Raw genomic sequence first — 789 nt, forward strand, 5'->3', positions numbered from 1 at the left:
CCCGATATTTTGTTGAGTCTGGTTCCGGAGAGTTCTGCTCCGGGGAACGAGGAGTAGAAAAGCGTGTTCACTGGAATTGTGGAAGAACTCGGCGAAGTCGTCGCAAAGGAAGACTTGGTGGATTCCGCACGCTTCACGGTGCGTGGACCTTTGGTGACTTCCGATGCGGGTCACGGCGATTCGATCGCAGTCAACGGTGTGTGCCTGACCGTCGTGGACGTCCTGGCAGATGGTTCCTTCACTGCAGACGTGATGCAAGAGACGTTGAACCGCTCGAGTCTGTCGAAGCTGGGCGTCGGCAGTCGCGTCAACCTCGAACGCGCGGCAGCCTTGAACAGTCGCCTCGGCGGGCACCTCGTACAGGGCCACGTCGACGGAACGGGTCACGTCATTTCGCGTTCGCCTTCCGAGAACTGGGAGATCGTGCGGATTTCGCTACCCGAGTCCATCTCGCGTTACGTGGTGGAGAAGGGTTCCATCACGGTCGACGGTGTGTCGCTGACCGTCTCCGCGCTGGGTGGCGATCGTGGTTTCGAGTACTTCGAGATCTCGCTGATTCCCACCACATTGGAGTTGACGACGCTCGGCACCGCGACGGTCGGTACGCCGGTCAACCTGGAGGTCGACGTGATCGCGAAGTACGTCGAACGGTTGCATACTGCCGGTCGATAAGACCTCCCCTGATCGGACCCGTCCGAATGGTCGTAGGGTTGTCAGTGCACCCGCTCGGGTGCACTCGTTGTATTCGATGATGTGAAAAGTCAAGACTTTGGAGTGCGAGCACGTGAC

At 59.1% G+C, this 789-nt stretch carries 1 protein-coding gene; it reads left to right on the forward strand.

The window, feature by feature from the left end:
* The first annotated feature begins 63 nt into the window (after positions 1–63).
* Positions 64–672, forward strand: a complete 609-nt coding sequence (locus tag QM600_RS29455; RefSeq protein WP_283265314.1) for a riboflavin synthase — start codon at positions 64–66, stop codon at positions 670–672.
* The last annotated feature ends 117 nt before the right edge of the window (positions 673–789 follow it).

Source organism: Rhodococcus sp. IEGM 1379 (assembly GCF_030056815.1).
In the GTDB taxonomy this organism is placed as follows: Bacteria; Actinomycetota; Actinomycetes; order Mycobacteriales; family Mycobacteriaceae; genus Rhodococcus_F.